At 38.2% G+C, this 1582-nt stretch carries 1 protein-coding gene; it reads left to right on the top strand.

What is annotated here, in order from left to right; translation table 11 throughout:
• The first annotated feature begins 249 nt into the window (after positions 1–249).
• The gene (locus D1970_RS21325; protein ID WP_119114863.1) at positions 250–1446 is read left to right on the top strand and encodes an IS110 family RNA-guided transposase; all 1197 of its coding nucleotides are present in this window, start codon (positions 250–252) and stop codon (positions 1444–1446) included.
• The last annotated feature ends 136 nt before the right edge of the window (positions 1447–1582 follow it).

The following is a 1582-nucleotide window of genomic DNA, read 5'->3' on the forward strand; positions in this document are numbered from 1 at the left end:
TCGTATTATAAGGTCATCCAGAATATATATCTGGTTGGCCTATTTTTAATAGGTTATTCTTTAGGTAGCCGGGGGAGGACGTTCGCGCCCTTGGGACAAGGATCCCGTCCGTTATACTGTCCACCCCCTACTTGTAGAAACATGTTTGAGGCTGGTTGGGGCTTTGACCCCGAATAACAAGCGAAGCTATGAAACTACAAGATAGTCAGGGGCTGCCGGCAAATACAGTAAAAGGAGATGTGATAAAGTATGGATCCAGTCATTGGTCTGGATGTCGCAAAAGGAGAAAGCCAAGTCCAAGCTTTCTTGGCAAGAAAGCAACCTTTTGGAAAAACCTTTAAGTTTAAGCATGATACCAATGGTTTACGTGATTTTTATGTATTTTACAAGGAAGTCAAATTGAACGCTGAAGCAGATCCTGTGGTCATTTTTGAATCTACTGGACACTATCATGAGCCTGTACTTCAGTATCTTGAGGAAAGGAGGATAACCTACTATTTAGTGAATCCAGTGGTTTCTTACGAAACTAAAAAGAGTAGCCTTCGAAAGGTTAAGTCAGACCCAGCTGATGCTCGACATTTATGCGAACTCTACTACAAAGAAGATCTACAAACATTTCACCGGAAAAATGTTCAAACCATGAACTTACGTAATTTATCTAGACAACATGATTCATTAACTCGTAATTACGTACAGTTAAAGCTACAGTTTCAAACGATTCTAGATCAAGTTTTTCCTGAATATAAAGGCGTTTTTGGGAATTTATATTCACAGGTATCTTTAAAGACCTTGCTTTTATATCCTACTTCCGACGTCGTTTTAAAGGCAACAACAGATGAAATAGCGAGTGTAATGCATAGTCTAGGGGGAAAACGTTCTTATGCATGGTTTTGGGATAAGGCGAATAAGCTTAAAGAAGCAGCCGAACGAAACCCATTTAAGAAAACCCTATATCATAGCCATTTAGTGACCTTAAAAATGTACATCCAAATGCTTCTTCAACAAAAAGAGTTCCTATCCATCCTAGAACAAGAGATTGATGAATTAGCCAAGCAGTTTGAAGAGTATGAGATTCTCCGTTCTATACCGGGAGTAGGATGTAAGATTGCGGCTACAATCATCTCCGAAATCGGGGAAATCAAGCAGTTTAGTCACCCTAAAAAGCTAGTGGCCTATGCAGGAATTGACCCTAGGATCTATCAATCAGGTAAGTTTACAGCTACCATAAACCGCATCACGAAAAGAGGCTCTTCCAAGTTACGACAAGCTTTATATACAGCCGTTCAGTGTGGATTAACGAATAATCGAAACACCAAACTTAAAGAGTTTTACGACAAAAAAAGAAGTGAGGGAAAACCTCACAAAGTAGCGATAATAGCCTGCGCCAACAAGCTATTACATTGGATTTATGCCATTCTCAAGCATAAAGAGAGTTTCATCGCATAACAAATAACTAATAATTACATTAATCACAAAAACTTCAAATTGTTGTTTTGAAGTCTCTTTGTCATGCCTTTTTTTATTGTAACATTACTTATGAATCAATATTAAGTCAAAAGTATTGACTTATATTAGCTGGTAT

The organism is Mesobacillus zeae (assembly GCF_003570705.1).
Taxonomy (GTDB): domain Bacteria; phylum Bacillota; class Bacilli; order Bacillales; family Cytobacillaceae; genus Mesobacillus_C; species Mesobacillus_C zeae.

Coding starts and splice junctions, on each gene's coding strand:
- D1970_RS21325 (WP_119114863.1), top strand. CDS start 250: ATGGATCCAGTCATTGGTCTGGATGTCGCAAAAGGAGAAAGCCAAGTC.